At 68.6% G+C, this 26,751-nt stretch carries 10 protein-coding genes; 4 read left to right on the top strand and 6 right to left on the bottom strand.

Going from position 1 to position 26,751, the window contains the following annotated elements:
• Positions 1-38 precede the first annotated feature (38 nt).
• Entirely contained in the window at positions 39-2,081 is a 2,043-nt protein-coding gene (locus ACEN8G_RS14725) for an MGH1-like glycoside hydrolase domain-containing protein (RefSeq protein ID WP_413415828.1), read from the top strand.
• Between the two features lie 2 nt (positions 2,082-2,083).
• On the opposite strand, the gene ACEN8G_RS14720 is transcribed toward ACEN8G_RS14725, so the two are convergent.
• The 6 genes from ACEN8G_RS14720 to ACEN8G_RS14695 form a co-directional block, all read right to left on the bottom strand.
• Positions 2,084-2,881 (bottom strand): MetQ/NlpA family ABC transporter substrate-binding protein, encoded by a 798-nt coding sequence (locus ACEN8G_RS14720; protein ID WP_413415829.1) that lies wholly within the window; start codon positions 2,879-2,881, stop codon positions 2,084-2,086.
• An 8-nt stretch (positions 2,882-2,889) separates the two neighbouring features.
• A complete protein-coding gene (locus ACEN8G_RS14715) occupies positions 2,890-3,555 on the bottom strand; it encodes a methionine ABC transporter permease (protein WP_413415830.1) in 666 nt (221 codons plus the stop codon).
• On the bottom strand, positions 3,552-4,517 hold the full coding sequence (locus tag ACEN8G_RS14710; protein WP_413415831.1) for a methionine ABC transporter ATP-binding protein: 966 nt from the start codon (positions 4,515-4,517) through the stop codon (positions 3,552-3,554). The genes ACEN8G_RS14715 and ACEN8G_RS14710 overlap by 4 nt, the downstream gene beginning before the upstream one ends.
• Before the next feature lie 357 nt (positions 4,518-4,874).
• A complete protein-coding gene (locus ACEN8G_RS14705) occupies positions 4,875-5,804 on the bottom strand; it encodes an alpha/beta hydrolase (RefSeq protein ID WP_413740605.1) in 930 nt (309 codons plus the stop codon).
• Positions 5,805-5,809: 5 nt separating this feature from the next.
• Positions 5,810-8,893 (bottom strand): TonB-dependent receptor domain-containing protein, encoded by a 3,084-nt coding sequence (locus ACEN8G_RS14700; RefSeq protein ID WP_413414597.1) that lies wholly within the window; start codon positions 8,891-8,893, stop codon positions 5,810-5,812.
• Positions 8,890-10,233 carry a dicarboxylate/amino acid:cation symporter gene (locus ACEN8G_RS14695; protein WP_413414598.1) on the bottom strand — a complete coding sequence of 448 codons (1,344 nt, stop codon included), beginning with the start codon at positions 10,231-10,233 and terminating at the stop codon, positions 8,890-8,892. The genes ACEN8G_RS14700 and ACEN8G_RS14695 overlap by 4 nt, the downstream gene beginning before the upstream one ends.
• A 267-nt stretch (positions 10,234-10,500) precedes the next feature.
• Here ACEN8G_RS14695 and ACEN8G_RS14690 point away from each other — a divergent pair, with 267 nt between their 5' ends.
• The 3 genes from ACEN8G_RS14690 (at position 10,501) to ACEN8G_RS14680 (ending at position 26,693) form a co-directional block, all read left to right on the top strand.
• On the top strand, positions 10,501-12,195 hold the full coding sequence (locus tag ACEN8G_RS14690; protein ID WP_413740604.1) for a sensor histidine kinase: 1,695 nt from the start codon (positions 10,501-10,503) through the stop codon (positions 12,193-12,195).
• Positions 12,195-13,535 carry a sigma-54-dependent transcriptional regulator gene (locus ACEN8G_RS14685; protein ID WP_413414600.1) on the top strand — a complete coding sequence of 447 codons (1,341 nt, stop codon included), beginning with the start codon at positions 12,195-12,197 and terminating at the stop codon, positions 13,533-13,535. Before ACEN8G_RS14690 ends, ACEN8G_RS14685 begins: the two co-directional genes overlap by 1 nt.
• 183 nt (positions 13,536-13,718) lie before the next feature.
• Entirely contained in the window at positions 13,719-26,693 is a 12,975-nt protein-coding gene (locus ACEN8G_RS14680) for an autotransporter-associated beta strand repeat-containing protein (RefSeq protein ID WP_413414601.1), read from the top strand.
• Positions 26,694-26,751 lie beyond the last annotated feature (58 nt).

Raw genomic sequence — 26,751 nt, 5'->3', positions numbered from 1 at the left:
GGTCTCCAGAGCCGGTCCGGTCCCCATCTCCCTCTCCGATGGGGCGCCGGTTCCGGCTCGCCTCGCGGGCGCTGCTGCCATGGCTGTTGGCGGCGGCGCCTGCGCTCGCTTCGGCGGCAAGTGCCGCGCCCCGGCTCGATGCCCCGGCGATCCTGGCCAGCCATTACGGCAATGACGCGGCCTGGTATGCAGACCGCATCCCGCTGTTCGAGAGCTCGGACGCGAAGCTCGACGCGGTCTATTATTATCGTTGGGCGATATACCGCGCGCATCAGCGCGACCTTGGCGACAAGGGCTATATCACCACCGAATTCTTCGACGATGTCGGCTGGCAGCGCGAGCCCTATGCCAGCTTGAACGACGCGACCGGCTTCCACCTCTACGAGGGCCGCTGGCTGCGCGACCGCCGCTTCGCCGACGACTATATCCGCTTCCTATATGACGAGGGCGGCAACGACCGCCATTTCAGCGAGGCGATCGCCGATGCGGTCTGGGCGCGCTATCAGGTCGATGGCGACCGGGAAGGGGCCCTGCGTCACCTGCCGGCGATGCGCCACATCTACGGCCTGTGGGACGATCGCTTCGACTTCGCCAAGGGGCTCTACTGGATCGAGCCGCTGCTCGACGCGACCGAATATACCGTCTCCTCGATCGACGCCTCGGGCGGCAAGGACGGCTTCCGCGGTGGCGATGCCTTCCGCCCGTCGATCAACAGCTACATGTTCGCCAATGCCCGGGCGATCTCCCAGCTCTCGGCACTGGCTGGGGATGCGGCTACCGCACGCGATTATGCTGCCCGCGCCGAACGGCTGAAGCAGCGCGTGACCGAGGATCTGTGGAGCGCGCCGCTCGGCCATTTCATCGACCGCTACAAGGTCGACAACGAGTTCGTGAAATATTGGACGCCGATCCGCGCCCGCGAGCTGGTCGGCTATCTGCCCTGGGCGTTCGGCATGCTCGACGACCGGGCGGAGTTCACCAGCGCCTGGACGCATCTGATCTCGCCCCAGGGCTTTGCCGGCGCGGCGGGCATGCGCACCGTCGAGCCCAGCTACCAATATTATATGCGCCAGTATCGTTACGACACGCCGACCGGCGGGCGCGAATGCCAGTGGAACGGTCCCGCCTGGCCGTTCCAGACCACCCAGGCGCTGATGGGGCTGGCACGACTGCTCCAGCACGGCACCCCGCAATCGGTGATCGGGCGCGGCGATTACCTCCGCCTGCTGCGCCAATATGCCCAGCTCCACTATCAGGGCGACCGGCTCGATCTCGAGGAGGATTATGATCCCGAGAGCGGCAAGCCGATCGTCGGGCTCGCGCGCAGCCATCATTATTTCCACAGCGGGTTCGACGATCTCGTCATCACCGGGCTGGTCGGCATCGAGCCTTCGGCGGACGACATGCTCACTATCGACCCGCTGATCCCGGCCGGCGCGCGCGGACCGGACCGCATCCGCTATTTCGCACTGCAGGACCTGCCCTATCACGGGCACCTGGTCTCGGTCTTCTATGACGAGGACGGCACGCGCTACCGCGAGGGGCGGGGGCTGCGCCTCTATGTCGATGGGGTGCTTGCCGGCAGCCGCGGCACACTCGGCAAGCTGAGTGCCGCGATCGCGCCGCGCGCCAATGCCCCGATCGTGCGCCCGACAAACCGTGCGGCCAACCTCGTGCGCTCGGCCTATCCGCGTGCCGAGGCGTCCAGCGGCGCCGAACCCGAGCGGCTGCACGACGCGATCGACGGACGCGTCTCCTTCTTCCCGGAACTGCCCAATGGGTGGGACTCCGCGTCGGACGCGGCGGAGCAATGGTTTGCCGTGGATTTCGGCGCGCCGGTCCGGCTCACCGGTGCCGAGCTGTCCTTCTTCGCCGGCGGGGAGTTCGCCGCGCCGCGCGACTATCGGCTCGAATATCTGCGCGACGGCGAATGGCTTCCGGTCGCTGCCCGCTTCACGGGCAAGGGCGACAACGGCGTCGCCACCGCTTCCTTCGGGCCGATCAGCGCCGGGAAGCTTCGCGTGGTGATGCGGAAGCTTCCCGGCAAGCGGATCAGGCTGGTCGAGCTGAAGGCGTTCTGAGCTCAGAAGGCGGGCAGCACCGCCCCGTCATATTTGCGCGCGATGAACGCCTTCACCTCGGGGCTGCGCAGCGCCGCGACCAGCTTCTGCACGCGCGGATCGCTCTTCGCGCTCTCCAGGCCCACCACGAAGTTCACATAGGGGCTGTCCTTGTCCTCGATCGCCAGCGCGTCGCGGGTCGGGTTCAGCTTGGCGTCGAGCGCATAGTTGGTGTTGATCATCGCCAGGTCGACCTGGTCCAGCACGCGCGGCAGGGTCGCCGCCTCGATCTCGCGGAACTTCAGGTTCTTGCGGTTCTCGACGATGTCCTTGGGCGTGGCGATTGCGCTCTTGGGATCGAGCAGGGTGATCAGCCCGGCCTTGGCGAGCAGCTGCAGCGCCCGGCCGCCATTGCTCGGCTCGTTGGGGATGGCGACGGTCGCGCCCTCGGGCAGCTCGGCGAGCGACTTCCACTTGCGCGAATAGGCGCCGAACGGCTCGACATGGACGCCGGCGATCGTCACCAGATGGCTGCCCTTGGCCTTGTTGTACTCGTCCAGATAGGGCTTGGTCTCGAAATAGCTAACCGGGATCCGCCCTTCCTCGACCTGGACGTTGGGCTGGACATAGTCGTTGAACACCCGGACATCGAGCTTCAGGCCCTGCTTGGCCAGCGCCGGCTTCACGAACTCCAGGATCTCGGCATGCGGCACGGCGGTGGCCGCGACGACCAGCGTACCCGGATCGTCGGTCCTGGCCGTCTTGCCGCAGCCGGCGAGCGCGAAGGCGGCGAGGGCGGTGAGGAGGAGGCGGCGTTGCATGGTCATTCCTATCGGCGCGTGAAGTGGCGGACGAGGCGGTCTCCCGCCGTCTGGAGAAACTGGACGAGGACGAGCAGCAGCACGACGGTGACCAGCATCACGTCGGTCTGGAAGCGCTGATAGCCGAAGCGGATGGCCAGGTCGCCCAGGCCGCCGGCACCGACCGCGCCCGCCATCGCGGTGAACGAGACGAGCGCGATCGCGGTCACCGTCGCCGCCGCGATGATCCCGGGCAGCGCCTCGGGCAGCAGCGCGCGGAACACCAGGTCGCGCGTGGTCGCGCCCATCGCCTGCACCGCCTCGATCGTGTTGCGGTCGACTTCGCGCAGCGCGGTCTCGACCAGCCGGGCGAAGAAGGGCGCGGCGCCCACCACCAGCGGCGGGATCGCGCCCGCCACGCCGAGCGAGGTGCCGACCAGCAGCACGGTCAGCGGGATCATCACGATCAGCAGGATGATGAACGGCACCGAGCGCAGCAGATTGACCGCCAGCGCCAGCACCCCGCTCATCGCGCGGTTCTGCCACACCTGGCCCGGGCTGGTCAGGAACAGCAGCACGCCGAGCGGCAGGCCGAGCAGGATGGTCAGCAGCAGCGAGCCGCCGAGCATCGCCAGCGTGTCGAGACAGGCCTGGCCGATCTCGCTCCAGTCGACATTGGCGAACCAGCCGCTCATTCCGAAACCTCCCCATGCTGGCGGAGCGCGGCGAGCGCGGCCACGGCGTCGCCGCCGGCCAGGCCCAGGGTCAGCTGGCCGAAGCTCGCATCCTTGAACCGCCCGATCCGCCCGTCGAGGATCGCGAAGTCGGTGCCGGTCTCGCGCGCGATGCGGGTCAGCACGGGCTGCAGGATCGCATCGCCGCGCAGGGTGAGCCGGACGATCGGGCCGTCGAACGCGATCGGGCCTTGGTCGCCGCCCTCGTCGAGCATCGCGCGCGTCTCCGCGGCCCTAGGGTCGAGGAACACCTGGGCGACGCTGCCCGTCTCGACCACGCGCCCGGCGTGCAGCACCGCGACCCGGTCGCACACCTGGCGGACGACTTCCATCTCGTGGGTAATCAGCACGATGGTCAGGCCGAGCTCGCGGTTGAGGTCGGCGATCAGCGCCAGGATGCTGCGGGTCGTCTCCGGATCGAGCGCGCTGGTCGCCTCGTCGCACAGCAGGATGTCGGGTCCGGTGGCGAGCGCGCGGGCGATGCCGACGCGCTGCTTCTGCCCGCCGGAAAGCTGGGCGGGATATTTGGCGCCGTGATCGGCCAGCCCGACCCGGGCGAGCAGCTCGGGCACCCGCTCGGCGATCCGCGCCTTGTCGGCCCCGGCGATGCGCAGCGGCAGTGCGACATTGTCGAACACCGTCCGCGCGCTCAGCAGCCCAAAATTCTGGAAGATCATGCCCACCCGCCGGCGCAGCGTTCGCAGGCCCTCACCCGACAGGCTGGCGACGTCGGTGCCGTCGATCGCCACGCTGCCCGCGCTCGGCCGTTCGAGCCCGTTGAGCAGCCGCACCAGCGTCGACTTGCCGGCGCCCGAGCGGCCGATGATCCCGAATACCTCGCCGCGCGAGACTTCCAGGTCGACGCCTGCCAGCGCGGCATGGCCATTGGCAAAGGCCTTGTGGACGTTCTCGAGCCGGATCATGCGGCGATCTCCCGGGCTGCGTACAGCGGCAGGAAGCTGGCAGGATGCTCGGCGAGCGGGGCGGGACAGGTCATGGCATTCCGGTAGGGGAGTCGGGGCAGGAGGGCAAACCGCCGGGATAGCGGCCCTTCGCCCGAACGCGCCAGAGATGAGCTTTAGCGCCCCATAGCCGAAGTTGCTTTGTAAAGCATACTTATTTGATAGGAATTTTGCGTGTGCTGACGAAGCCGGTTGCCGCTCTCCCGGTTTCGTCGCGACCCGAGCAAGGAGTATCCCCTCCCCCCGGCTCAGGATCTTGGCCGCGCTCCTGTCCTGCGGAGCGCGGCCATTTTTTCATCCGTCGAGGATCAGACGCGCCTATTTCCCCGCGGGGATCAGCTGGTGCGCGCGCAGCCAGTTGAGGAACAGCTCCGGCCATTGCGACACCAGCGTGCCCGGCTTGCCCGCCCCCCAGCTATGCCCGCCCTTCTCGAAGACGTGCATCTCCACCGGCCGCCCGGCGGCGCGCATCGCGGCGAACATGCGCAATGTATGCTCGACATTGGCGATCGGATCGTCGGCGGCATGCGCCAGGAACACCGGCGGCGTCTCCGGCCCCACCTGCGCCTCGACCGAGTAGAAGTCGCGATAGTCGGGCAGGGTCGAGAGCTTCTTGCGCGTCTGGGTCGTGTCGATCGGCGGGCGCATCGAGACGACGGGATAGATCATCCCAGCAAAGGCGGGGGCGGCGCTCAGCTTGTCCGCCTCGTCGATCGCCGGATAGAAATCATGCCCGCCTTGCGTGGCCATCATCCCCGCAAGGTGGCCGCCGGCCGACATGCCGACCACGCCGATCCGCGCCGGATCGAGGCCCCAGCGCTTGGCGCCTGCCTTGAGCAGGCGAAGCGTGCGCTGGGCGTCCTGGAACGGCGCATCGGCATTCCAGCCGTCGCCGGGCAGGCGGTAATAGAGGATCACCGGGGTGATGCCGGCGGCGGCGAGCTTTTCCGCGACATCCCTGGCCGAGCCGATCTGGATGCGGAAATAGCCGCCGCCGCCGAGCAGCAGCGCCGCCGTGCCATTGGGATGCTTGGGGCGGTACACCTCGTAGCGCGGTTCGGAGATGTTCGAGTACGACCCCGTCTGCCCGCCCTCGTTGCCGACCTTCTCGGGCCCCGAGGGCTTGCCGAAGCCGGGCGCCTTGCCCGGCCATACGGCATAGGTTTCGGGCTTGCCCAGCTGGTCCTGGGCGAGGGCGGGTGTGGCCGCGACGAAGATCGCGGCCACGAGGGAGAGGAGCAGGCGCATCGGGATCAGAACCTCTTGCCGATCGTCATGTAGAGATAGCGGCCATAGGGGCTGTAGAGCGAGCCCAGATAGCCGTCCGCGGTGATCGGGGGCTGCTTGTCGAAGATGTTGCGCGCGCCGAGGCGGATGCGCGTGTCGTCGAGGATGCCGCCCTTGAACCGGTACTGGACGTAGAGATTGTAGGTGGTCTGCCCGTCGAGCTTGTACGGGTTGCCGTTCGCATCAAGGAAGTTCGTGTCGTAGACCGAGCTGATATAGTTGCTGAACGCGCCGACCTGCCAGCCGTCGAGCGACCAGGTGAGCGATCCGGTGACGCGCCACTTGGGCTTGCCGCGCTGCTGGATCAGGTTGCTCGCATCGGTGAGCGGGGTGGCGACGTCGATGTCGCCGGCCGAACGCGCGTCGAACAGCTCCTGCACCGCCGGCGGCGTATCGCGCGAGAACTTGGTCAGCCGCGCGCCGTTCAGGGCGAAGTCGAACTTACCGATGCCGGTGCGGACATTGTAGAGCAGCGCCAGGTCGATGCCCTGCACCGTCTGCGGCAGCAGGTTGACGAACTGGTCGTTGATCCGGGTCACCGCGCCGGCCGGGGCCAGGCCGCTGCCGTTGAAGAAGGTCACGTCGTCGGCATTGGCCGCGGCGCGCACCACGTTCGGATTGCTCGAGCCCTGCATGCGCAGGAGGTAATCGAGCACCAGCGCGTTCTGCGGCCCGAACTGGCCGACGATGCCGGTCTGCTGGATCGACCAGAAATCGGCGGTGAGGGTCAGCCGCCCGGCGCTTTCGGGGATGAACTTGGGCTGGATCACCGTGCCCACCGACCAGTTGGTGCTGGTCTCGGGCTTCAGGTCCGGATTGCCGCTGACGAAGATCGAATAGCTGCTGCTGCGGCCGCAATTGGCCATGCTGGCGATCGCGCCCTTCGCCAGGTCGACGGCGCAGCGATAATAGTCGTTGTTCGAGCCGAGGCGCGAATAGGCGACGGTGTTGGTCTGCTCGAGGTTCGGCGCGCGGAAGCCCTGGGACCAGGAGCCACGGATTCGAAATCCGTCTACCAGGTCCCAGGCTGCGGCGACCTTGGGCTTCGCTACCGAGCCGAAATCGCTGTAATGTTCGTAGCGGCCGGCCAGCTGGACATCGAGGCGATGGATCAGCGGCACGTGCATGTCGGGCGAGACCACCGGCACGGCGAGTTCGGCAAAGGCCGAGAAGACGGTGCGGGCGCCCTTGCTGCTCGGGGTCGGGCTGACCGCGGCGACGTTGGAGAGGTTGGTCTCGCCGGTCACCATGTCAACGAAGCCGATCGTGCCGTTGAGATTGGGATCGCGGTCGTCGCGCTGCGTCTCGCGGCGGCCCTCGATGCCGAAGGCGACGCCCAGGTTGCCACCCGGCAGGGCGAGCAGCCGGCTATTGGATACCTTGAAGTCGGCGAGAGCGAGGGTGGTCCTGGACCGGCGCTTCAGGTCGAACTGGAAGGAGTCGATCGTCGTGGCCGAGGCCGGCGAGCAGTCGCCCAGGCTCGGCGTCGCCGCGCAGCCGCCGCTGAACGGATTGTACGCGTCCGGGGTCGACAGCGCGAGGTTCTGCTGCAGCTTGGTCATGTTGATGGCGTTGGAGACGTCGGTCGCCTGCGCCGCCGAATAGAGGATCGCGCTGTCGAAATCGAAGCTGCCGATCTGGCCCTTGAGCCCGCCGAGGAAGCGCGACTGCCAGTTGGTGACGTTCACCGTCTGCATGCCGGCATCGACGAAGCGATAGGTCGACAGGCGCACGGCCAGGCCGGCGGCGGGCACGTTGGTCAGGCCCGCGATACGGTTCGGGTTGGCCTGGCCGTTGGCGAAGACCGCGCGGCCGAACGGGTTCCAATAGTTGGAAGCGGGGACGACGATCGCATTGAGGTTGATCGTCGGCGGCTGGATGCGGGTGGTCTCGGCATAATAGAAGCCCGCCTCGCCATAGACCGTCAGGCTGTCCGAGATGTCGTAATGCGCGCTGGCGAAGCTGTTGTAGCGGTCGATGCTCGGCGTCACCGTGGTGCCGGGGCGCGTGTCGAAGCGCTCGTTGCGCAGCGTCGATGCAGTCGCGCGGGTGCCGCTGCCCAGGCAGGTGTCGGCGTTGATCGCGACGAGGCAGCCCGGATTGGCGCTCGACTGGGTGTGGAAGGCACCGGCCGAGGAGGTCAGCGCCTGGTTGCCCGGGCTGCGGCGGATCGTGCCGGGACCATTGACCACGGCGAGATTGGCCCAGGGCGACTGGGTGGCGCGGCCGTCGGCGGTCAGGTTGCCGGCAAAGGCGGGATCGTCGGCGAAATAGGACATGAGGTTGTCCGTCGCCGTATAGGGCTGGTCCTCGGCCAGCTGCGCGGTGCGGTGGGTATAGTCCACATACAGCGAGATGTTGCCGCGACCATCGGCGAAGTTGTCGCCGACCGTGCCGGTCACCTGGAACTCGCGGCGATGCGTGCCCTCGGCGCCGCCATAGCGGAAGTCGAGCGAGCCGCCGTTGATATTGTCCTTGGTCACCGTGTTGACCACGCCGGCCACCGCGTCCGAGCCATAGATGGCGGCGGCGCCGTCGCGCAGGATCTCGAGCCGCTGGATGCCGGCCACAGGCAGCGAATTGGCGTTGTAGCCGAGCACCGGCACGTTGCCGTCGCCGGCCTGGCTGGTCGGGTGGTTGACCAGGCGGCGGCCGTTGAGCAGCACCAGCGTGTTGCCCACGCCCAGGTTGCGCAGGTTGATCGAGTTGACGTCGCCGCGCGCCGCGTTGCTGGTCTGCGGGTTGTTCGCCTCGTTGAAGGCCACGTCGCCGGCCTGCGGGATCGACCGGAACAGCTCGTCGCCCGAAAGCGCGCCGGTCGCGTCGATCTGGTTGGCGTCGATCACCGAGACGGGCAGGGCGGCGGTGGTGCTGGCGCCCTTGATCTGGGTGCCGACCACGACGATCTCGTCGGTCTTCTCGCTGCCTTCCTGCGCCGCCGGGGCGTCCTGCGGGGCGGCGGGAACCTCCTGCGCGTGCGCCTGTGCGATCATCAGCACGCTCAGCGCGCTGCCTGCGGCCAAGGCGATCTGCCTGTAGCTCTTGTTCATGCCCTCTCTCCCTGCTCCATTTGTTCTAGGTCTTCTGGTTTTGAAAAATTGCGACCCGAGAGCGCCGCATCGAGTGCTTCGCGATCGAGCTTGTTCTCCCAGCGTGCGACGACGATCGCCGCCACTGCGTTTCCGACGAAATTGGTGAGGCTGCGGCACTCGCTCATGAAGCGGTCGACGCCGAGGATCAGCGTCATGCCAGCCACCGGCACGCTCGGCACGATCGACAGCGTCGCCGCCAGCGTGATGAAGCCGGCGCCGGTGACGCCCGCCGCGCCCTTCGAGCTGAGCATCGAGACGAGGACGAGCAGGATCTGCTCCTCCCAGCTCAGGTGCACGCCGCATGCCTGGGCGATGAACAAGGCCGCCAGCGTCATGTAGATGTTGGTGCCGTCCAGGTTGAACGAATAGCCGGTGGGCACGACCAGCCCGACCACGCCCTTCTCGCAGCCGGCGCCTTCCAGCTTCGCCATCAGGCTGGGCAGGGCGGCTTCCGAGGAAGAGGTGCCGAGCACCAGCAGCAGCTCGGCCTTGAGATAGGCGATCAGCCGCAGGATCGAGAAGCCGTGCAGCCGGGCGACCACGCCCAGGATCACCAGCACGAAGAACAGCGAGGTCGCGTAGAAGGTGGCGACCAGCGTGCCGAGGTTGATCAGGCTGGAAGCGCCGTATTTGCCGATGGTGAAGGCCATTGCGCCGAACGCGCCGATCGGGGCCACGCGCATCAGGATGCCGACGATGCGGAACACCACCAGCGCGAGCCGCTCGACCAGGTCGAGCAGCGGCTCGGCGGGCTTGCCGACCAGCACCATGGCAATGCCGAACAGCACGGCGACGAACAGGGTCTGGAGGATCGATCCCTCGGTCAGTGCCGAAGCCAGGGTGGTGGGGATGATCCCCATCAGGAAGCCGGTGACCGTGGTCTCGTGCGCCTGGTGGGCATAGCCGGCGACCGCGCCGGCATCGAGCGTGCGCGGATCGATGTTCATCCCCGCGCCCGGCTGGACGACATTGGCGACGATCAGGCCGAGGATCAGCGCGAGGGTCGAGAAGAACAGGAAATAGCCGAATGCCTTGGCGGCGACGCGGCCGACCGAGCCGAGCTCGCGCATGCCGGCGATGCCGCTGACCACGGTGAGGAAGATCACCGGCGCGATCACCATCTTCACCAGCTTGATGAAGCCTTCGCCGAGCGGCTTGAACGCCTCGCCCGTCGCCGGCCAGAAATGGCCGATCGTCACGCCGAGCGCGATTGCCACCAGCACCTGGAAATAGAGGTGCCGGTAAAAGGGCTTGCGCGCAGCGATGGGCTGCCCGTCGGGAATCGACTGGATGATCATACTCTCCTCTGTCGCGCCAGGTTGGCGCGGCGGCCTCTTGTGCTGGGGCCTTGGTCGTGCACCATATCCCTCTCGCCGAAGCCCTCCAGTGCTTCGCTTGCTGTTGGATAAGTATTTGATATTCATGTATTCATTCGGAAATGGCGTCGGAGCGGCCGCGCAAAACCGTGTGAAATTCCGCGCGCTTTTTCCCAGAATGTGCGAAAAACCGCACAAATGAGGATTCGCGCCCTTCTCAGCCGCCGGCGCCTGTTGCTCGCGTGCACGATGATCGCCACGATTGCGCTGCTCGCCTGGGCCGACGCGGTGGCGCAGCAGACCGCCCGCGCCCATGTCGGCCTGCTCAACAGCGAGCTGCAGAAGTTCCGGCTGCTGCCGCTCGTGCTGAGCGAGAATCCCGAGATCGCGCCCGCGCTGCGCGGCGGCGATCCGGTCGCCGAGCGGCGCCTCAACGCCACGCTCGAACTGCTCGCCGCCCGCACCGACGCCGCCGCGATCTATGTCATCAATCGCAGCGGGCGAACCGTCGCCGCGAGCAACTGGCGTCAGCCGACCAGCTTTGTCGGCCAGCTCTACGGCTTCCGCCCCTATTTCCGCGACGCGATGGAGCGCGGCGGCTCGGAGCTGTTCGCGCTCGGCACGATCAGCGGCCGGCCGGGCCTTTATCTGGCGCGCCGCGTCGACCGTGACGGCCAGGCGCTCGGCGTCGTCGTGGTCAAGGTCGAGTTCGACGACGTCGAGGCCGCCTGGGCGCGTGCGCCGGGGATCACTGTGGTCACCGACGCCCACGGCGTGATCCTGGTGACGTCGGTGCCCGCCTGGCGCTTCCAGACGACCCGCGCGCTGGATGCGGCGACGCTGGCCGATGCCCGCCGCACGCTGCAGTTCGGCGCGCGGCCACCTCGGCGTGCGCCGGTCTCGGTCGATGGCACCGACGCGAAGGTCGAAGCCGGCGGCAAGGCGCAGCGCTATCGTGCGGTGTCGGAGCCGGCGCCGCTGTCCGGCGCGCATCTCGTCCATCTCGCACCGCTCGAACCGCCGCTCGCCGCCGCGCGTACCCAGGCGCTGCTGATCGCGATCGCCATCCTGCTCGCTGCCGGCATGCTGCTCGGCCTGGCGCTGCGTTCGGCCGAGAAGCGCCGCCTCCAGCGCCATCACCAGGCGCGGCTGGAAGCCGAGGTCGAGCGCCGCACCGCCGAGCTGCGCGACGCCAATGCCCGGCTGATCGTCGAGTCCGAGGAGCGGATCGAGGCCGATCGCCGCTATCGCGCCGCGCGCGAGGAGCTCGCCCAGGCCAGCCGGCTCGGCTCGCTCGGCCAGATCACCGCGGGCGTGGCGCACGAGATCAACCAGCCGGTCGCGGCGATCCGCACCTTTGCCGAGAATGCCGCGACCTTCCTCGACCGCGCCGCACCCGACAAGGCGGGCGCGAACCTGAAGCAGATCGTCTCGCTGACCGAGCGGATCGGGACGATCACCTCGGAACTGCGCGCCTTTGCGCGGCGCAAGACGCCAGGCGAGGGCAGCGCCGAGCTCGGCTCGGTACTCGACGGCGCGCTGCTGCTGCTCGGCGAGCGGGCGCGCGGCGTGGTGACGCTCAAGATGGCCAAGGCGCTGCGCCAGGTCGTCGTGCGCGGCGACCGGATTCGGCTCGAGCAGATCCTGATCAACCTGCTCCAGAACGCGCTCGACGCGGTGCAGGGGACGAAGGAGGGGCGGATCATCGTCGAGGGCGTGCGCCAGGGCGACACGGTGCGCCTCTCGGTGGTCGATAATGGTCCCGGCGTTCCGGTGGAGATCGCCGAAACGCTGTTCACGCCCTTCACTTCGGCGAAGGAAGGCGGGCTCGGGCTTGGCCTTGCCATCGCCCGCGACATTGCCCGAGAGTTCGGCGGCGACATCGCGCATGTGCCGGCACCGGGCGGTGGCGCGGCCTTCCACCTCTCGCTGAAGGCCGCATGATGCTCGCCCCCGATAACGCCAGCGTGATGTTCGTCGAGGATGACGAGCAGCTCCGCCTCGCCACCGTGCAGACGCTCGAGCTGGCCGGGCTGAACGTGCTGCCCTTCGACCGCGCCGCACCGGCGCTGGCGCGGCTGGCGCCGGACTTTCCCGGCGTGGTCGTATCCGACATCCGCATGCCGGGGATGGACGGGCTCGAGCTGCTCGGCCGGATCCGTGCGATCGACGCCGACATTCCCGTGCTGCTCGTCACCGGGCATGGCGACGTGCCGATGGCAGTCTCGGCGCTGCACGACGGGGCGTTCGACTTCATCCCCAAGCCCTTCGCGGCCGAGCGGCTGCTCATCGCGGTGCGGCGCGCGCTCGACCGGCGCGCGCTGGTCATGGAGAATCGCCGCCTGCGCGCGGCGGCGGCGGCAGTGGCGCAGGAGGAGAGTCCGCTGATCGGCGAGAGCCCGGCGATCGTCCGGCTGCGGGCGATGATCGGCCAGCTCGGCGAGACCGATGTCGACATCCTGCTCGAAGGCGAGACCGGCACGGGCAAGGAGCTGGTCGCGCGGATGCTGCACCGGAGCAGCCGGCGGCGCGGCAAGCCCTTCGTCGCGGTCAACTGCGCGGCGCTGCCCGAGGGGATCGCCGAGATCGAGCTGTTCGGCCACGCCGCGGACAGCGTGCCGCATACCCGACTTTCGCGCGTCGGGCGGATCGCCTCGTCGAGCGGGGGCACGCTGCTGCTCGACGAGATCGATTCGATGCCGCTGGCGATGCAGGCGCGGCTGCTCCGCGTGCTGGAGGAGCGCGAGGTTCAGCCGATCGGGGCGGAGCGTCCCGAGGCGGTCGATCTCAGGGTGATCGCCACCGCCAAGGAGGATGTCGGCAGGGCGGTCGCCGAGGGGCGGTTCCGCGCCGACCTCTATTACCGGCTGGCGACGATGCGGCTGCGCGTGCCGGCGCTGCGCGAATGCGGCGGCGACGTGTTCCTGCTGTTCGCCGCGTTCATCGAGGAGGCGAAGCAGCAGCTCGGCGTCGGCGAGGTCGCGCTCGACGCGGGAACGCACGCCCATCTCGCCGGCCATCCCTGGCCGGGCAATGCCCGCGAGCTGCGCAACTTCGCCTTCGAGGTCGCGTCCGGCCGCAGTGCCGAGGCCCAGGCCGGGGCAGGGCAGGACCTGCCGACGCGCCTTGCCAGGTTCGAGGAGAATCTGATCCGGGACGCGCTGCGGCGGCATGGCGGGCGTGTGGCGCGGGCGCTGGACGAACTCGGCGTGCCCCGCAAGACGCTGTACGACAAGATCGCCCGGCTGGGCATCGACCTGGCCGAGCTGCGGCGGACGGACTAACCTAGATTAAGATGTGCTGCTGTCCCGTAACGGGAGGGCGTCTTCCTTTGCGACATCCATCCAAATCGGTGGAACATCGGTTCAACGGCTATCCGGCGAACATGCTCTAAGGGATTTCCCCTATCGCCCACGGCGTTGCGTGTTCCTTGCACCTGGGCGCTTACATTCTTCGGGGGTTTCCAGATGGTTGGTCGTGGTAACGGCGTGGGTACGTCGCGTGGTTCGGTGCGCGTGGGTCGTGAGGCGCTGCTGCGCAAGGCACTGCTCGGCTCGACCGCGCTGATCGGAATCACGCTGGCGACGCCGGCGCTGGCCCAATCGACCAGCCCCGCCGGCGGCGGCACGATCTCGGGCTCGGGTACCTATACCGACGATACCGCGGCCAATGGCGGCGTGATGGTGGACAACACCCAGAGCTCCGGCGTCACCATGACCGGCGTCACGATCAACAACACCACCGGCAACCCCAATGGCAGTGCCTATAGGCAGAACGCCGCCGGCGGTCAGAGCGCGGTCCTCTACACCGCAGGCGCCAACTCGCTGCGCAGCGACCAGAACGGCGCGGCGCTGTTCATGCAGGCCGGCGGCGGCAACCTGACCTGGGCGATCGGCCAGACCGACACCAGCTCGACCACCGACCTGAACGCGACCTTCGGCGCCTATCTGGTCGCCACCGGCTTCATCAACGTCGTCGATTTCGGCACGGTCAGCAGCCTGCGCAACGTAACCGGCATCAGCGGCGACACCGGCATCTATGCGACCTCCACCACCGCGACGGTGGACCTATCGCTCAAGGCGCCGACGATCTCGGGCTTCGCCACCGGCATCAACGCCCTGTCCGCCACGGGCGCCAATGTCACCACCACGGGCGGCACGATCACCACGCTTGCCAACGGCACCGGCATCGCCGCTTCGGCCAGCAACGCCATCGCCGCCGTCAACGTCACCTCGGGCTCCGCGATCACCACCAGCGGCACCGGCATCGGCATCAACGTCACGTCGAGCAACACGACCAACAGCGTAACGACCACGGCTGGCGGCACGATCAACGGCGGCAGCGTCGGCATCCAGATGAAATCGGCGCAGTCCGGGCAAACGAACACGGTGACGGTCGGCGCCGCGATCGGCAATTCGACCCGCCCGAGCGCGGGCGTCCTGTTCAACACCGCCGGCGCGATCGGTGGGCTCAACACCGTCTACGCGAATGCGGACATCCTGGCGGGCAATGGCAGCTACGCGATCGGATCGGGCTGGACCAACACCGACCTGGTGGTGAACGTCGCATCCGGCGTCACGGTATCGAGCCAGGGCAGCAGCGCGATCGGCGCGGGCCACGACGTCACCATCGTCAACAACGGCACGATCAGCGCGACTGCCGCCGGCGGCACCGGCGTGCGCAATTCGCAGGGTCCCTCGACGGTCACCGTGACCAACAACGGCACGATGACCGCCGGCAGCGTCGTGGTCTGGGGCGCGGCGACGACCAACGTCACCAACTCGGGCATCATCACCGCGACGAACAATTCGGCGATCATCTCGGGCCGTGGCGGCACGATCACCAACAACGCCAGCGGCCACATCACCGGTGGCTCGGCCGCCAATGGCTGGGCGATCCGCTTCGACAGCAGCACCTTCTCGCCGGGCCAGACGGTCAACAGCGACGGCCAGATCACCGGCGGCGGCGCAGGCGCGATCCGGATCGACGCGACCACCGCCTCGACGCTCAACCTCAACGCCACCTCGCAGACGAGCGGCCTGATCAGCGTCCTCGGCAGCGGTGCGACCACCGTCAACCTCGCCGGCGCGCTTGTCGGCGACTATGACGGCAGCGGCTCCACCGGCGCCCAGAACTTCCGACTTGGCGCCAACGGATCGATGCAGAGCGCGGATTTCGGCTCGGGCAACGACACCTTCACTTGGGCCGGCGGCGCCTTCAGCGGCACGATCGACGGCGGCGCCGGCACCGACACCTTCGCGGTGGATGTCGGCTCGTCGACCAACAAGACGCTCGATCTCACCACCGACTTCGCCAACCTCACCAATTTCGACGCCTACAGCCTGGTCAGCGGCAACCTGACCCTGACCGGCAGCCGCAACGGCGGCGCGGGCTGGACCGTGGCGGGCGGCAACGCGACGACGTTCATCCTCAACGGCTCGCTGACCAACATCGCGGGCGTCGCGGTCACGCTGACCACCCCGGACCTGATGTTCGTCCAGTCGGGCGCGCAGCTGAGCGCGAGCGGCGATGTCATCTATTCGAGCGGCACCGGCAACAACATCCAGAACAGCGGCACGATCACCTCGGGCACCGGCGCGTCCTCGGCCATCGCGATCGGCAGCGGCACGGTCGATAACTATGGCACGATCACCTATGCCGCCGGCGGCTCGATCACGACGCAGGGCAACGGCGTCCTCGCCAGCACCAACCAGCTCAGCCTCGGCAACCACAGCGGCGCGACCCTGATCGGCCGCTGGGACGGCGCGCGCGCCAACAATGGCGCCTATATCGTCAATGACGGCCTGATCCAGGGCGACCGCTTCGCCGGCGTCGAGATCACCGGCATCAGCGTCGTGCAGAACAACGCCACCGGCCGCATCTATGGCGCGACCGGTGAAGGTTCGGGCCTGCTGATCAACAGCGGCGCGGTGCAGGTCACCAATGCCGGCCAGATCGTAGGCGCGGGCACCGCCGGCATATACAATGCCGGCAGCGGCCTGCTCAGCCTCAGCAATTCGGGCACGATCGGCACCGGCACGCTCGACGGCTCGAACAACTATGTCCAGGGCGGCACCACCACGGCGATCCGCACCGGCACCGCCAACATCACCAATACGGGCTCGATCCGGGGCGCATCGGGCGGCATCGCTGCCACCGGCGCGCTGACCCTCGTCAACATCGGCATGGTCAACGGCGTCGGCACCGGCACGCTGGCCCTCAATGCCGTCGATGTCGGCGGTGTCGCGAGCATCCTCAATGCCGGCACGATCAGCGAAGGGACGAACTTCGCGATCAGCGCCACCGGCGGCGGCACCGTCACCAATGCGGTGGGCGCCTCGCTCGGTGGCGGCAGCGATGCGACGAACGGCTATGCGGTGTTCCTGAACGGCGGCACCACCTTCAACAACTACGGCCAGGCGGGCAGCGGGACCGGCGGCACCGTGCTGACCGGCAGCACCGGCGGCACGATCAATCTGTTCGCCGGCTCGGCCAGCGGCCGGATCACCGGCGGTGCGGGCAACGACACGCTGGCGATCTACACCGGCCAGACCAACGCGAGCGCGGTGACGCAGGGCTATACAAACGCCGTGACCGGCTCGGCCGGCACCGTGACGCTGCAGAACAGCGGCGCGCTGGCGGCGGCGACCTTCGGCACGGTCGACCTGGGCGGCGGCAGCGATACGCTGCAGCTGCGCGGCACCGGCAACGGCGTGACGCAGGGCGAGTTCTCGCTCGCCACCGCGACCGGTGCCGAGACGATCACCAAGCTCGACAGCGGCACCTGGAGGCTCTCCGGCGCGGCAGTGGTGCCGGGGATCACCGTCAATTCCAATGGCGGCACCCTGCTGTTCCAGGGCACCAGCGGCATCGGCACGATCAACGCGAACGGCGGAATCGTGCGCGCCGACGGCTCCGGCGCGTTCGGCAGCGCGGTCGTCCACCTGCTCTCGTCGAACGTCCAGTTCGCCGCCTCGGGCGCCTATGCCAACAACTTCGTGCTCGACGTCCCGGCAGTGCTGAACGGCCAGCCGGCGGTGTTCGAGAACCTGTTCGGCGGCAACGCCATCCTGAGCGGCAGCATCACCTCGGGCAGCGGGACCAATGCGGCCGGCCAGGCGATCGGCGCTTCGCAGGCGGTGACCTTCGCCGGCGTCGGCGGCAGCCTGTTCAACCTCACCGGCACCGGCAACAGCTGGACCGGCATCACGACGATCAACTCGGGCGTGACCGTGCGCGGCTCGACCAGCGCGATCTCGGGCGGCAGCATCACCAACAACGGCACGCTCACCTATGTCCAGTCGGGCGCCAGCTCGATCGGCAAGGTGATCTCGGGCAGCGGCGCGCTGCGCGTGGAAGGTGGCCAGGTCACGTTGACCGGATTCAACACCTATACCGGGGGCACTACGGTTGCCGGCGGCAGCCTCCAGGTGGGCGATGGCGCCGCGAGCGGGCGCATCACCGGCGCGATCACGGTCGATTCAGGCGGTACGCTTATCTTCAACCGCACCGACAATTACGACTTCACCAGCGCGATCAGCGGCGCGGGCAATGTCCAGACGCTCGGCACCGTCTCGCTGAGCGGCGCGATCACCAATACCGGCAACCTCACCGTGGATTCGGCCACCGGCGGCCAGGTCACGCTGACCGGCAGCCGCAGCGGCGCGAACGCGAGCGGCGTCTACCTCGGCGGCTCGGGCAACATCCTGCGCGTCGGCCTGAGCGGCTCGGTCGCGGGCGGCCAGTATGTCGGCGTTCGGCTGGACGGCGTCAACGACGGCGTCGACAATTTCGGCGCGATCACCAACATCGGCACCGGCGGCGACAATGGCTATGGCGCCGCGATCGCCGTGGTCGCCACCACCGGCACCAGCACGATCAACAACGGCTCGGCGAGCAACTCGACCGCGTCGATCAGCGGCCAGAATGCCGGCATCAACCATGTCGCCTCGGGCGGCATCGTCGCCACCGGCGCGTTGAACGTGAACAATTACGGCCTGATCGCCGGCAATCTCTACAATGCGATCGAGAACCAGGGCGGCTCGGGCAACCTCTCGATCAACAACTATGCCACCGGCCGCATCGTCGGCCAGGGCAATGCCGGCGGCGGCAACGGCATCGGCATGGGCGGCGTGGGCACCCTCGGCCTGGACAATGCCGGCCTGATCGTCGGCCGCTCGAACGGCATCGCGACCGGCGGCTCGGTCGCGATCACCAACCGCGGTACGATCGCCACCGGCACGCTCTCGGGCGGCACCAGCGGCACGCTCACCGCCGGCGGCGGCACTGGCATCCAGGCCATGGGCGGCACGATCACCAACCAAGCCGGCGGCGTGATCCAAGGCTCGTTCCTGAACGGCAGCGGCACCGACACCAACGCGATCAGTTCGTTCGCGGCGACCACCGTCAACAATTCCGGCCAGATCCTCGGTGCGTCGCTCGGCTCGACCTCGACCGCACGCGCCAACGGCGTCTACATCGGTAGCGGCCTTGGCACGGTGACCAACTACGCGACCGGCCTGATCACCGGCAGCTGGGACGGCGTCTATCTCAGCAGCGGCGGCTCGGTGACCAACACGGGCACGATCTCCGGCTACAGCGTCAACGGCATCGAAGGCGCCGGCACCGTCACCAACAATGCCGGTGGTCGTATCTTCGGCGGCGGCGTGGGCGTGAAGCTGGCCGCAGGCGGCACGGTGAACAACAGCGGCCTGATCGCCGCCGCAACCTATGACTCCCTGGCCAACACCTATACCGCGAGCACCGGCATCGGCGTGACGCTCACCTCGGGCACGGTCATCAACCAGTACACCGGCACGATCACCGGCGCGACCGGCGTCAGCGCGACCGGCACGCTGAACTTCAACAACAGCGGCGGCACGATCATCGCGTCGACCAATGCCGGCGTGAACGTCGCGGGCACCAGCAACCAGCTCTACAACTCCGGCACGCTCACCGGCGGCAGCAACGCCACCCAGGGCTATGGCGTGCGCTTCACCAGCACCTCGACCGGCAGCCTGAACAACCAGACCAACGGCCTGATCAGCGGCGGCACTGGCGGTTTCCTGGCGGGCGCCGCTACCGGCGTGAGCATCGACAATGGCGGCGCCATCGTCGGCCTCGACAGTGGCAGCCGCGGCATCTACTTCTCGAGCGGCAGCGCCATCGTCACCAACCAGGCGGACGGCGTGATCGTCGGCCAGGGCTGGGGCATCCAGGTCGCCACCACCGCGAACATCAACAATAGCGGCTTCATCGGCTCGGGCACGCTTTCGGGCGGCGCCACCGGCACCTTCACGGTGAACGGCACCGGCAACGGCGTCGTGTTCAACGGCGGCTATTTCAGCAACAACGTCACCGGCACCGTCACCGGCGGCAATTACGGTGTCGCCTCGGGCGGCACCACCGCGGCGAACATCAGCAACGCCGGCACGATCACCGGCGGCACCTATGCGATCTACCTGACCGGCACCAACGCCGACACGGTCAGCCTCTTCGCCGGCTCGACCACCAACGGCGCGATCGCGCTCGGCAACGGCGACGACACGCTCAACTGGTATGGCGGCAGCTTCACCAGCATCAATGGCGAGGGCGGCAACGACCGCTTCGCCGCGACCGTCTCCGCCCCGGCGACGCTCGACCTCTCCACCCTCACCGGCTTCGAACAGCACAGCCTGAACGGCGGCGACACGCTCACGCTGACGGGCACGCAGCTGGCGAGCGACGGCGGCTGGCGCGTGACCGGCAGCAATCTCGTGCTCGGCGGCACCGCGAAGCTCGAGATGACCGGCACGGGGGTGACGCTCGTCGACGCCAACGCAAGCCTGACCGTTAGCGCCGGCGGCCAGTTGATCGCCCATGACGACTATGGCGTCGCCGCGTTCGCCGGCGGCAGCGTGACCAATGCCGGCCTGATCAAGTCGACCGGCGGCTTTGACGGCGTGATCACCAATGGCGGCACCGTCGACAACCAGGCCGGCGGCCGGATCATCGCGGCGGGCAACGGCGTCACGCTGCAGGCCGCGGGCGCCACGCTCACCAATGCCGGCGTCATCGCCGGCCAGGCCAATGGCGTGATGGGCAGCGACGACTATCAGACGCTGACCAACACGGGCGTCATCGTCGCGGGCACCGCCGGCGACAACGCCACCGCATATTGGCAGACCAATGCCAACCTCAGCACCGGCGACGGCGTCCGCTTCACCGCAGGCGGCTCGGTCACCAACGTCGGCGGCTATGTCAACGGCAACACCACCGGCATCATCGTCGGCGGCGCCAATGGCGTGACCATCTCGGGCGGCGCGGCCACGATCGAGAACTCGGGCACGCTCCAGGGCAATAGCGGCTACGGCATCTCGATCGACACCGCCGGCGGCGTGACCTCGACGATCACCAACCACAATGGCGGCGCGCTCGTCGGCGGCACGGGCGCGGCCCTGCTTTCGGGCGACGGCACGGTCAACATGACCAACGAAGCCGGCTCGTACATGTACGGCAGCATCGTCTCGACCGGCAACGGCACCCGCAATATCGACCTGTCGGGCGTGGTCTATGGCGACTATGACGCGACCTCGGGCGCGGGCGTCGACAATGTCACCCTCCGCTCGGGCACGATCGCCAACGTCAACCTGGGCGACGGCGACGACACGTTCGTCTATATCGGCGGCAACATCACCGGCATGGTCGATGGCGGCGCTGGCAGCGACATGCTGTTCGCCGATTTCGGCGCCGGCACGAGCTACGATGTCAGCCTCGCCAATTTCTCGAACTTCGAAGGCTTCGGCCTCACCTCGGGCGACGTCACCCTCACCGGCACGGGCACCAATACCGGTCAGGCGATCTATGCCGGCTATAACGGCAACCCGGCAGGCACCATCACCTTCCAGGACACGGGCGACCTGACCGGCGACATCTATGTCAATGGCGGCTCGATCCGCGCGAACACCGCGGGCGCCTTCGGCTCGGGCACGATCCACATGATCGACCCGACGGCGACCTTCGCCGCCACCGGCACCTATGCCAACAACATCTCGCTCGAAGTTGTCACCCCGTCCTCGGCGAACCCGTCGACGCTCAACACCACTGCCGGCGTGATCGCCACGCTCACCGGCGCGATCACCACCGGCACCGGCGCGGGCGTCGATCCCGACCAGCAGCTGGTGATCGGCGGGCAGGGGACGATCGTCCTCACCAATGCCGCGAACAGCTGGAGCGGCTCCACGATCATCAATGCCGGCGCGACGCTCCAGGGCACCAGCGCGACCATCTCGGGCAGCGGCATCGTCGCCAACGGCACGCTCGCCTATGTGCAGCCGCTCTCCGGCACCGTTGGGCAGAACATCACCGGCAACGGGACGGTCAGCGTCTCGGGCCTCGAGGCTGGCGAGGCGCTCAGCTTCAGCGGCAGCAACACGGTGGCCGGCGGCATCACCGTGCTCGACGGCTCGGCCATCATCAACAGCGGCACGCTTGCCGCGACGGGCGGCACCAGCGTCACCCTGGCCAATGGCGGCTCGTTCACCAATGACGGCACCGTCACCGGCCAGGTGCGCAGCACCGGCGCGGCGGCGACCGGCGTGACCAACACGAGCACGATCAACGGCACAGTCTACAATGCCGGCACCGGGGCGCTGACCGTCGACAACCAGGCCGGCGCGACGATCCAGGGCAGCAATGCGATCCTCTCAAACGCCGTCGCCAGCGTCACCAATGCCGGCACGCTCCGCAGCACGGGCACCGACTACGCGATCGGCCTGCTCTCGGGCGGCACGATCCTGAATTCGGGCAGCATCGAGGGCGGTTCCAGCACCAACGACGGCTGGGGCGTCAACTCGACCGGCACGCTGGTCTTCACCAACCAGGCTGGGGGCAGCATCGGCGGCGCGGGCGGCGCGATCCTCAGCTTCGGCGGCGCGACGATCGACCTGCAGGCGGGCTCGACCACCAACGGCGCGATCCAGGTGGTCGGCAGCGACGCCGCCAGCGTGACCGTGGCGGGCAACTATACCGGCATCATCGGCCTCGGCGCCGGCGACGACATGCTGACGCTGGACAGCGGCGCCACGATCGGTGCGGGCTCGATGTTCAACGGCAATGGCGGCAGCGACACGCTGGTGCTCGCCGGCACCGGCAATGCCAGCCTCGACATCGGCACGGCGCTCAATTTCGAGACCCGCGCGATGAACGGCACGGGCGTGTGGACGCTCACCGGCAGCGACGGTTCGAACGGCGCCTGGCAGGTCAATTCGGGCACGCTCGCAGCCTCGGGTGGCTCCGCGATCGGCAATGGCGCGCTGGTCACCATCGCGGCAGCGGGCACGCTCCAGCTGCTCGCCAGCGAGCAGGTCGGCAACATCGCCGGCAGCGGCGCCATCCAGCTCGGTGCGAACGCGCTGATGCTCGGCGGCGGCACCAGCAGCAGCTTCGGCGGCACGATCTCGGGCACCGGCAGCCTCGCCATCTTCGGCGGCACCAGCCTCACGCTCACCGGCGCCCAGGCTTACACCGGCGTAACCCAGGTCGGCGGCACGCTGACCCTGGCGGGGTCGAACCTGCTGGCCGACGCATCGTCGCTGTCGATCCAGGCCGGCGGCACCGTCGATCTCGGCGCGGGCAACGACACCGTTGCCGAGGCGACGATCGCCGGCACGCTGAACGGCACCGGCACGCTCACCACCACGGGCAATGCCTCCCTGACCGGCGGCATCGTCAACGCCAACCTGGCGGGCGACGCGCTGTTCCAGGATGCCGGCACCTCGACGCTGAACGGCACCGCGGCCTTCTCCTCGGTCTCGATCCGCGGCGGCACGCTCGCGCTCGGCGCCTCGAACCGGCTCGCCGACAACACCCAGCTCGGCATCCTTGCCGGCGCGGCACTCGATCTCGGCGCGTATAGCGACACGATCGGCACCGGCGTGGTCTTCGGCACGGTCAACGGCACGGGTACGCTCACCGCGAACCTGCTCCAGCTGAACGGTGCGACGATCAACGCGAACCTGGGCGGCACGGTGATGAACATCGGCGGCACTTCGGTGCTGAACGGCACCGCTTCGGGCAATGTCGAAGTGGGAGCCGGCACGCTGGTGCTCGGTGCGGCGAACCGCCTTGCCGACACCGCCACGGTGCTGATCGACAGTGGCGCGACCCTCGATATCGGTGCGTTCAACGACACCATCGGCATCGCGGCGATCGGCGGCACGCTGGCCGGCAGCGGCACGCTGACCGCCGGCGAGTATCAGCTCGGTGCCGCAACGGTGAACGCCAACCTGGGCGCGGGCACGGTGTACAACCTTGCCGGCACCTCGACCCTGAACGGCACCGCCGCCGGCAATGTCTCGGTCCAGGGCGGCACGCTGGTGCTCGGCGCGGCGAACCGTCTTGCCGACACCGCCACGGTGGCGGTTGCTTCGGGGGCGACGCTGGATATCGGTGCGTTCAGCGATACGGTGGGCGCGCTCGCGCTGCTCGGCACGCTGAACGGCTCGGGCACGCTGGCCGCGAGCCAGTACCAGCTCACCGGCGCGACGGTGAATGCGAACCTGGGTGCAGGCACCCTCTTCAATCTCGGCGGCGACTCCACGCTGAACGGCACCGTGGCGGGCAATGTCTTGGTCAACGGCGGCACGCTCAGGCTCGGTGCTGCCGAGCGTCTGGCCGATACCGCCACGCTGGTCGTCGCCTCGGGCGCGACCTTCGACCTGGGCGCCAACAGCGAGACGGTGGCGTTCGCCGGGCTGAGCGGTACGCTGGCCGGCACCGGCACGCTCATCGCCAGCGAGTATCAGCTGAACGGCGCGACGGTGAACGCCAATCTCGGCGCGGGCACGGTGTTCAACCTCGGCGGCACTTCGACGCTGAACGGCACCGCCGCCGGCAATGTCTCGGTCCAGGCCGGCACGCTGGCGCTCGGCGCTGCGAACCGCCTCGCCGACACCGCAGAGGTGGCGGTGGCTTCGGGGGCGACGCTGGATATCGGCGCCTTCAACGAGACGATCGGCGCGCTTGCGCTGCTCGGCACGCTGAACGGCACGGGCATGCTGACGGCGAGCCAGTACCAGCTCACCGGCGCAACGGTGAACGCGAACCTGGCTGCGGGCACCGTCTTCAACCTTGGCGGCACTTCCACCCTCAATGGCACCGCGGCGGGTGACGTCGTGGTCCAGGCCGGCACGCTGCGCCTCGGCGCGGCCAACCGTATCGCGGATGCCGCGGTGCTCGACATCGGCACCGGCGCTACCTTCGATCTCGGCGCGTTCAACGAGACCGTGGCACTGGCGGGCATCGGCGGCACGCTGGCCGGCACCGGCACGCTGACGGCTAGCCAGTATCAGCTGAGCGGCGCGACGGTGAATGCCAACCTGGCCGGGGGCACCGTCTTCAATGTCGGCGGCGTCTCGACGCTGAACGGCACCTCCGCCGCCGGCACCGCGATCCTCCAGGCGGGCACGCTGCGCCTGGGTGCCAGCGAGCGCCTCGCCAACAACGCGGCGGTGTCGGTCAACACCAACGCCGTCTTCGACCTGGCGGGCTATACCGAGACGATCGCCAGCCTGTCGAACGGCGCGGGCGGGGGCGGCACGTTGGCGCTCGGCGCCGGCAAGCTGGTCCTTTCGGGCAATGCGGACTCGGGCTTCTCGGGCAACATCACCGGCTCGGGCGTGTTCGAGAAGCAGGGCACGGGCCGCCTGACCCTGGCGGGCAACCTGGCGATGACCGGGCGGATCGACCTGACTGCCGGCACGCTCGTCTATGCCGGCACAAGCGCCGGCGGCATGCGGGTCCAGGGCGGCACGCTGATCGGCAGCGGCAGCTTTGCGGGCAACCTCACGGTCGCCTCGGGCACCTTCTCGCCGGGCGGTCTCGCCACCGGCCTGGTCGGCTCGACCATCCAGCCGATCGGCTCGTTCACTGCGGGCAGCCTCAACGTCACCGGCGGCACGCTGGCCTTCGACTTCGGCGGCGCGAGCCTGAACTTCGCATCGGACAGCATCCGCGTCACCGGTGCGGCGACACTGTCGGGCGGCACGGTCACGGTGAACTCGCTCAGCCAGGCGGCGAGCGACTATCGCTTCAACCAGCTCTACACGATCGTCCAGGCGGGCAGCCTCACCGGCACCTTCGGCAATGGCGCGACCTTCACCAATGTCGCGAACAACCCGAACCTGCGCTGGCGCCTGCGCTACGACCTGCTCGCCAATGCGGTCGTCCTGCAGGTGCAGAAGAATGTCGACTTCGCCACCGATGTGCCGGCGGGCTCGGGCAATCTCTCCGCGGTCGCGGGGGCGCTGACCAGTGCCACCACCGGCAATGCCACCGATGAGTTCTCGAACACGCTCAACACGCTGGCAGCGCTCAGCCAGGCCCAGCGGATCCAGGCGTACAAGAGCTTCAGCGGCGAGGCGCTGACCGACATCTCCACGGCGACGATGTCCGCGAACAACCTGTTCGCCGACCTGCTGCGCGACCGTGTCGGCAATGGCGGGGATTCTCTGGTCGGCGGCGGCTTCGGCGACACCAGCCTTTCCCAGGTCCGCTCGACCGCGACGGCGGGCGCCGGCTTCGCCAGCCGCCTCGCCAATGCCGATGCGCCGGGCGGCTCGGGCAATGGCGGCGGCATCTGGGGCCAGGCCTATGGCGGCTATCAGAAGCTGCTCGGCGGCGCTGGCCATGTCGGTGTCGAGAACACCACCGCCGGCGTCGCGATGGGCGCCGAGCTGCGGCTCGACGGCTTCACCGCCGGCGTGGCGGGCGGCGTCGCCGAGATCGACGGCGATGTGAATGCGCGCAACTCGACGGTGACCGGCAACCAGTATCAGCTGGGCGGCTATGCCAGCTACGATGCCGGCAGCCTCTTCGTCAGCGCCTCGGGGACCTGGTATTCGTCGGACTTCGACACGAAGCGGACGATCGCGCTGGGCGGCAGCACCAGCCTGGCGACCGGTGACGCGCATGCCGATGGCTATTCCTTCGGTGCCTCGGCGGGCTATCGCGCCGAGCTGGGCGGGGGGCTGCGTGCGGCGATCGTCGCCAGCGTCAGCCAGACGCATGACAGCCGCGACGGCTTCACCGAGCGCGCCTCGGGCGGGCTGGGGCTGAGCGTGGCCAAGGCGAGCCGCGACGTCTTCACTGCGACCGGCGAGCTGCGCCTCGCCGCCAAGGTGAAGACCGGCAGCGGTTATGCGATGCCCTGGGTCAGTGCCGGCGTGCGCTACAATTCGGGCGATCTCGACAGCCTGGGCAACATGCGCTTCGCGGGCGCACCGACCGGGACCGGCGCGTTCCTCGTCGAGGGCGCGCGCATGGCACCGGTGCTCGGCACGCTGGGTGTGGGCATCGATGCGCATGCCAGCGACAATGTCCGCCTCGGCATCGCGCTCGAAGCGGCGGCCGGTGACAAGACCCGCGAGGGCCGCGCTTCGGTGCGCGTGAAGATCGGCTTCTAGGAGCCGCGACGCGGCGCGGGGTTTGGGATCCCACTTCCCCCGCGCCGCGTTTATTCTT

The organism is Sphingomonas sp. Sphisp66, from assembly GCF_047324325.1.
Taxonomy (GTDB): Bacteria; Pseudomonadota; Alphaproteobacteria; order Sphingomonadales; family Sphingomonadaceae; genus Sphingomonas.
This window is presented reverse-complemented; position numbering and strand designations above follow the sequence as displayed.

Coding starts and splice junctions, on each gene's coding strand:
- ACEN8G_RS14725 (WP_413415828.1), top strand. CDS start 39: ATGGGGCGCCGGTTCCGGCTCGCCTCGCGGGCGCTGCTGCCATGGCTG.
- ACEN8G_RS14710 (WP_413415831.1), bottom strand. CDS start 4,517: ATGATCCGGCTCGAGAACGTCCACAAGGCCTTTGCCAATGGCCATGCC.
- ACEN8G_RS14680 (WP_413414601.1), top strand. CDS start 13,719: ATGGTTGGTCGTGGTAACGGCGTGGGTACGTCGCGTGGTTCGGTGCGC.
- ACEN8G_RS14720 (WP_413415829.1), bottom strand. CDS start 2,881: ATGCAACGCCGCCTCCTCCTCACCGCCCTCGCCGCCTTCGCGCTCGCC.
- ACEN8G_RS14705 (WP_413740605.1), bottom strand. CDS start 5,804: ATGCGCCTGCTCCTCTCCCTCGTGGCCGCGATCTTCGTCGCGGCCACA.
- ACEN8G_RS14695 (WP_413414598.1), bottom strand. CDS start 10,233: ATGATCATCCAGTCGATTCCCGACGGGCAGCCCATCGCTGCGCGCAAG.
- ACEN8G_RS14700 (WP_413414597.1), bottom strand. CDS start 8,893: ATGAACAAGAGCTACAGGCAGATCGCCTTGGCCGCAGGCAGCGCGCTG.
- ACEN8G_RS14690 (WP_413740604.1), top strand. CDS start 10,501: ATGATCGCCACGATTGCGCTGCTCGCCTGGGCCGACGCGGTGGCGCAG.
- ACEN8G_RS14685 (WP_413414600.1), top strand. CDS start 12,195: ATGCTCGCCCCCGATAACGCCAGCGTGATGTTCGTCGAGGATGACGAG.
- ACEN8G_RS14715 (WP_413415830.1), bottom strand. CDS start 3,555: ATGAGCGGCTGGTTCGCCAATGTCGACTGGAGCGAGATCGGCCAGGCC.